Origin of the sequence: Streptacidiphilus jiangxiensis, from assembly GCF_900109465.1 — a bacterium.
GTDB lineage: Bacteria > Actinomycetota > Actinomycetes > Streptomycetales > Streptomycetaceae > Streptacidiphilus > Streptacidiphilus jiangxiensis.
Window position 1 is genome coordinate 1 of the sequence record NZ_FOAZ01000068.1, and the last position, 5,824, is coordinate 5,824.

Below are 5,824 nucleotides of genomic sequence, written 5' to 3' on the forward strand. Positions count from 1 at the left end.
GACTGTCCGGCATCCTCTTCTGGGTCCTCGCGGCCATCAGCAGCTTCTTCTCCGCGAGCGAGGCCGGTTCCCTTCTCGGCGCGACCGTCCGCGCCGTGTGGCCCATCCTGGCCGCCGTCCTCTGGGAGATCGGCAGCCTCGACGAACGCCGGGCCGCAGCTGCCCACCGCGGCCGCCCCGACCGGCGCCTGGCCCTGGTCCGTCTCCTTCACCCCGCCGAGTCCCTGAGCGTCGCCATGATCATGGCCGCCAAGCAGGACATCTCGCAGGAGGACGCCACCCGCGAAGCCCGCATCTCCGCGGCCGCCGAACGCTTGTACAAGCTGGGCCAGGCCCAGGACGCCGCGGCCTCGGCCGGCCGCTTCTCCGCCGGCTGGTTCCGCTTCCGCCAGCGCGCCGCCGACCGTCGTACCCAGCACGCCTTCGAGCGCGCGGGATGCACCGAGCCCACCAACCTGACCGCGGTGGCCGCCCGGAAGCAGATGCGCACCCACGTCTCCCGCTTGGCCGGGATGACGTTCGACAGCCCGGCCGAGTTCAACCGCCGCATCCTCGACAAGCTCCTCACCGAGGACGCCCTCATCCCGACGGCCGGCCGCCGCCGGACCACCCGTACCCGCCACTATCCCCGCCGCCATCCCGGCGCATCCCAGCAGGTCAGGGCCTCTTCGGTCGACGCCGGGATGACGAAGCGCCCCGCCCGCGACCCCAACGAGGTCAAGCTCTGGCTCGTCGAGCATGCCCCGTGGGATGACAACGGCGGCCTCACGTGGGCGATCAACAAGATCGCCGCCGAGACCGGGATCGGCAACCGCGCGGCGACCGAACTCAAGAACACCGCCCGCCAGTGGGGAGCCGAGCTGCGCACCGGCATCCCGGCACCGGAGCCGACCGCCGACCCCGAGTCCGAGGCGCTCCACGCCGAGCTCGCCACCGCCCCGGCCCCCGAAGACGACTTCCAGGACGCGCTCGAACTCGCGAACAGCGGCCGCCAGCCCGTCAGCCGGCCCAGCGCCACCAGCCAGCTGCTCCTGTCCGGCGGACAGCTCGCCCTGACCCCGCACCACTTCGACGCCCTCGACAGCGGACTCCTGATCCCCGCCGGTGCAGGCCGCCGGGACTGACCCAGACGACGAAGGACACCCCATGCACCCGCAGTTCCTCGCCTTACTGGCCCTCCTCTTCTACGTCGCCTCCGCAGCCTCCGCCGCCACCGTCCTGCTCGCCTGGCCCCCGATCCGCACCCACGGACGCCACGCCCTCGCCGCCGGCGCCCTCGCCACCACCGCGATCTCCAGCCTCGTGATCCTGACCAGCACCTGGTCGGCGGCGCGATGACCCGCCACCCCGCCGTCGGTCGACCGCACCCGGCACCGTCCCTCGGCACCCCGACCCCACCAGGCAGGCAGTGACGCTGTGACCACCACCGACACCACCTCGGACCTGCCGGACCACCACACGCTGCCCTGGGGCAGCCGACGGACCGCAGCCGCCCCGGAGCCGCCCCAGCCGCAGGACGCGCCGGCGACGATCCCGATGCCGCCGAGCTACCCGCCGAGCGTCGGCACGTCCCGACCCGAGACACCCGCGGACGGCCAGCCTGCGGACGCCCCGGCCGAGGCCGACGAGCCCGACACCACGCCGGAGCCGGAGCAGCGCCCCTGGTGGTCCGCCCGCCGCAAGCCCACCTCCGCCGAAGCCCCCAACGACGACGACACCGAGGAGGACGAGCCGGACCCGGACTCGCCCGCCCCGCAGCCGGCCGCAGGCAGCCCGAGGCAGGACCGCATCGCCGCAGCCAAGGTCTCCTGGGACGCCGTCCCACCGAAGACCCGGCGCCTGGCCTACGACGCCAGCGCCACGGCGATCGGCTGGGGCATCGGCATGGTCCGCTGGGATGCCGAACTGCTCGCCGGCTCCCACATCGCCCCCGCCGCCTACGCCGCGACCGTGCTCGTTCTCGGTGCCGGCGCCGGCACCTGGGCACTGACCCGCATGCTCGCCCTGCCCCTGCGACTCTGCGCGGTCACCCTCGCCACCACCGCGGCCTACGGCGAAGGGGGAGAAGCCTGCCAGCTCATGGCCGCCCACGCAGTCGACCCCACCTTCGCGGTCCCCGCCGTCACCGCCATCGGCCTGATCACCGCCGGATGGTGGATCTCCCGCCGGACCCGGCACTGGTGGCCACCCCTCGCCTGGCTCCTCCGCGCCCCGCTCGGCTGCGCCCTGGTCGCCGCCGCCGTCTACCACTGACCACCGAAGGGATCCCCTCTCGTGAACACCCTCGCCGCCGCCTCGATGGCCAGCACCATCCTGGGCGACCTCGGCACCGCAGGGGCCGCCGCGCTGGTGACCGCCGCCATCTTCCTCGGCACCCGCAAGAAGGCCCGCAAAGCCCACAAGTGGCCCGCCGCCGTCGCCCTCGGCGGCCTCGCGGCTCTGCTGTACACCACGGCGAACTGGACCGCCCCGGGCGACCTGGTCCACCAGATCAACGCCTCCGGGCAGAAGCTCGGCATCGGCCTGGGCGCCATCGCCGGAATCCTCGCGCTGTGGCTGTGGCACGGCACCCACACCCCCCGCCGCGCCGCCATCCTCGGCTTCTGGCTGCTGGCCACCGCCGCAGGCGCCGGCGGGTTCTGGACCCACGGCTTCGGATTGCTGTCCTCCGTCACCGACTCGACCCTCCACTGACCAGGAGCCCGGCATGCCCGACGCACTTCACGACTACGTCGACGACGAGGAAGAGCAGGACGACGAGGAAGAGCAAGAAGCAGAGCACCACGACGACGGAGAAGAGCAAGAAGCAGAGCGCCCGGGCGTCTGGGCGGAGATCACCGCGGTGTTCGAGCACCCGCTGTACCCGCTCCAGGCGCTGCTCACCGGCAGCCAGGCCCTCGCCCAGCGACTCGTAGCGCCGGGCCGACTGGTCGTGGCCTGGGTCCTGGCGGGGGAGGACGGCGACGGAAAGCTCTGGCGGTGCGGAGTGATCGCCGGCAGCTGCTGGTCCGCCTACCTTGCAGTGCGGCACATCTGGCCGGAGGTACTGGCCGCCGGGGGAGTGCTCTGGGTCGCAGCGGCCTGGGCCGTCTCGCCGACCCCGCACCCCGACAACGAGGCACCGAGCGAGACGACGGTCGAGCCGAAGAGCGCAGCGGCGGCGCAGGCGGCCAAGGAAGCGGCGGAGCGCCTGACGGACGCCATCCTCAAGGCGGTCGATGTCCACACCTCGGGCGGCACCAAGGGAGTGCACCTGGAGACCCTGGCGGCCCAGCTCCACCTCTCCGTGCCCGCCCTGCGGGACCACTGCCGCCGGGCCGGCATCCCCGTCCGAGACCAGCTCAAGGTACGGGGGAGGAACCGCACAGGCATCCACCGAGGAGACGTGGAGGACCTGCTGGGGACCCCTCTCCACGCCCACGCCGCCGACCGCACCCCCGCCCAGGACCACGGGGTCGTCTACCCGGTAGACCACTCCCCCGGTAGCCACTTCTGACCCCAGTAGAGGTAGAGACGCAGGTGAGAGCGCCTACCGCCTACCTCTACCTACTCATCTACCGCTCCACGTAAGCTCGGTGGCCACGACACATCGAAGGGGTCACCGAGCCGTGCCGTACGTCTACACCTGCGCCCAGTGCCGGACCTCCTCGGCCCCCAGCTCCCGAGCTCAGGCCCACGCCGAGCGCACGGGCCACCGCGAACGCGTGCACGGCGGCCTCACCCCCGCCGGGGAGCAGATCACCCACCACGCTAACGACGTCAAGCGACTCGCTCTGCTGGTGCTCGGCTTCTTCGCCTTCCTCGGAGCCAGCTGGCTCTACGCGCACATGCACTGAGATCGCTGCGCCCCGCCACCACCGTTACCCTCTCCCGCAGGCTCACTGCGTGCAGCGAGTCTGCGGCTGGCGCCCGGCCTGCGGCGGGGTGGGGGTGATCTCACCCCCCTACCTCCCCTGCCTCCTGGGGAGGTGAGATCACCCCCCGACGGCAGGGGGGGCGAGATCACCCCCACCCTCCACTGAGCGCACGCGCTGAACCGGAGCCCTGGGCAGGCCGGTCTCCCGAGAGAGGGGGTGATCTCACCCCCCGCAGCGGCAGAACAAGGGGGGTGATCTCTCCTCCCCGACCCTTTTCGCGCGGTTCGGGGCCCGTCGCGGAGGTTGCCTCTGAACTTGCTTCTGCACGCTGCTACTCGGGCTTGCTACTTGGGCTTGCTACTTCGGCTTGCTTCTTGAGCTTGTGTCAACGTCCCGGCCGCGTCGGGCATCTGTGCAGGTCAGAAGTCGTTGTCCATGGCCCGCGGCGCGCCGACTACTTCTCCCTGACCAGCTTCCCGGTGGTCGGAGAAGTCGGAGGCGAAGGTGGCAGATGGTGAAGGACCTGGCAGACGGTGAGGAGGAGCGGGGTGGGGGGTGCGACGGGACGACTGGCGGAGCAAGAGGTGAGGAAGAGAGGAAGAGCAGAGGGGAGGAGAGCAGGGGTGAGCTGGGCAACGGAGATGGGAGTCGGCTGGCGCGGCTGAGGCTGAGCGAGAGCACGGAGACGGTGACCGGGGAGCTGGCGGAGACGGCAGACGAACTGTGGTGGGCAGGGCCGAGATCGCCGGGGTGGGGAGAGGTACGCGGGTGCATCGACGGCGGGAATCGAGTGCGGCGCCAGAGCTGGATGGCGGCGGGGCCGGCTGAGCGGACCGCCTCGCCGGCGGGCGGCGGGCGCGCCAGCGCGAGGGGGCGATGCAATATGATCAAAAGCGATGTGCTGATGAGCTCGGACTGAGCCGCCCCGATCTGGCGGCCGCGATGTGGCGGCAGCGGATCGCCATGACGCCCTACTTCCGCACTCTGGGTTGATCGCCGCCTCCCCGTCCTGCGCTCCGCCCGCAGGTGCTCCGACGACCAAGCGGGCAATGCTGGGCGTTGCAAGATAATCAAAAGCCATGTAGGATAGATCTTGTTGGGGCCGCCGAACCGCATCGAGCGATGCGGGCCGCCCCACCGCCGCGTCCCGCCTTCGCCCCCCAGGGTGGGGCGCGGCAACCCCTCTGTAGCTCAGTTGGCAGAGCGCCGGTCTTAATAAGCCGGTGGCCGCCGGTTCGACCCCGGCCAGAGGGACCACTCCCCGTTTCGGGCCCGGCGCACCGACCCAGTAGAGGAATGACGATGACGACGGTATGGATCTTGATGAAAGGCGAGCGATCGGAGGGCGGCGAGGTCCTTGAGGTCTTTGCGGATCGCGACTTGGCACTTGGCCGCTTTGTTGAAGAGGCTCGGATCGTTGACCGCACGTTTGGAATTGCCAACGCTCGCCAGGCAGACGACGGAGGGGTGCACATCGCGGGTGGTTGTGACTGGCTCAGCCTTCAGCCTCATGGCGTGACGACCCGGCTTCAGTTGGCATGAACGGATCGCCGCCCGCTGCGCCCGGCGCGGCGCCCGTGCCCCCGCCCGGGCCCGCCGTCCCGGCTGCCGCCGACACCGCGGTGCCCGCCTCGGCGCCGTCGCCGGCTGCGGCGGCCTCCGGCGCCGCGCCCGCGCCCGCTGCCGCCTCGGCCGCGCCCGCGCCGGCCGTCTCCGTCCCGGCCGTCCCGGCCGCTGCGCCGGCCGCGCCCGCTGCCCCGTCGGTGTCGCGGCGTCTTGCGCCGTTCGCCGAAGCCCTGGACGACCTCCTCACCCCCACCACCACCCCCACCCCCATCACCACCAACCCCGACCCGACCGCCGACCCGGCCAACCCGGCCGCCGACCCGGGCACGGGGCCGGTGGTGGTGCGGGGTCTGCCGACCGGCCTGCGCGCCCTCGACGACGTCCTCGGCGGCCTCCAGCCC

General features: G+C 72.2%; 8 protein-coding genes, 1 tRNA gene and 1 pseudogene. All 10 read left to right on the forward strand.

What is annotated here, in order from left to right; translation table 11 throughout:
* Window positions 1–1,124 (forward strand): hypothetical protein (locus BMY61_RS46965; RefSeq protein ID WP_075004317.1); only part of this gene is annotated, 1,124 nt, incomplete at its 5' end.
* Between the two features lie 22 nt (window positions 1,125–1,146).
* Window positions 1,147–1,338, forward strand: coding sequence for a hypothetical protein (locus BMY61_RS43310; RefSeq protein ID WP_042461337.1), 192 nt, complete (start codon window positions 1,147–1,149; stop codon window positions 1,336–1,338).
* A 78-nt stretch (window positions 1,339–1,416) separates the two neighbouring features.
* A complete protein-coding gene (locus tag BMY61_RS43315; protein ID WP_042461333.1) occupies window positions 1,417–2,253 on the forward strand; it encodes a hypothetical protein in 837 nt (278 codons plus the stop codon).
* Between the two features lie 21 nt (window positions 2,254–2,274).
* Window positions 2,275–2,694 (forward strand): hypothetical protein, encoded by a 420-nt coding sequence (locus BMY61_RS43320; RefSeq protein ID WP_042461330.1) that lies wholly within the window; start codon window positions 2,275–2,277, stop codon window positions 2,692–2,694.
* A 13-nt stretch (window positions 2,695–2,707) separates the two neighbouring features.
* The gene (locus BMY61_RS43325) at window positions 2,708–3,496 is read left to right on the forward strand and encodes a hypothetical protein (protein WP_075004318.1); all 789 of its coding nucleotides are present in this window, start codon (window positions 2,708–2,710) and stop codon (window positions 3,494–3,496) included.
* A gap of 112 nt (window positions 3,497–3,608) precedes the next feature.
* Window positions 3,609–3,836 carry a hypothetical protein gene (locus BMY61_RS43330; RefSeq protein ID WP_042461320.1) on the forward strand — a complete coding sequence of 76 codons (228 nt, stop codon included), beginning with the start codon at window positions 3,609–3,611 and terminating at the stop codon, window positions 3,834–3,836.
* 532 nt (window positions 3,837–4,368) lie between these two features.
* The gene (locus BMY61_RS43335) at window positions 4,369–4,776 is read left to right on the forward strand and encodes a hypothetical protein (protein ID WP_042461317.1); all 408 of its coding nucleotides are present in this window, start codon (window positions 4,369–4,371) and stop codon (window positions 4,774–4,776) included.
* A gap of 261 nt (window positions 4,777–5,037) precedes the next feature.
* Window positions 5,038–5,114 (forward strand) — tRNA-Ile (locus BMY61_RS43340).
* 45 nt (window positions 5,115–5,159) lie between these two features.
* Window positions 5,160–5,399, forward strand: coding sequence for a hypothetical protein (locus BMY61_RS43345; protein ID WP_082015717.1), 240 nt, complete (start codon window positions 5,160–5,162; stop codon window positions 5,397–5,399).
* A pseudogene (locus tag BMY61_RS43350) lies at window positions 5,396–5,824 on the forward strand (hypothetical protein); the annotation flags it as partial. The gene BMY61_RS43345 and the pseudogene BMY61_RS43350, both read left to right, overlap by 4 nt.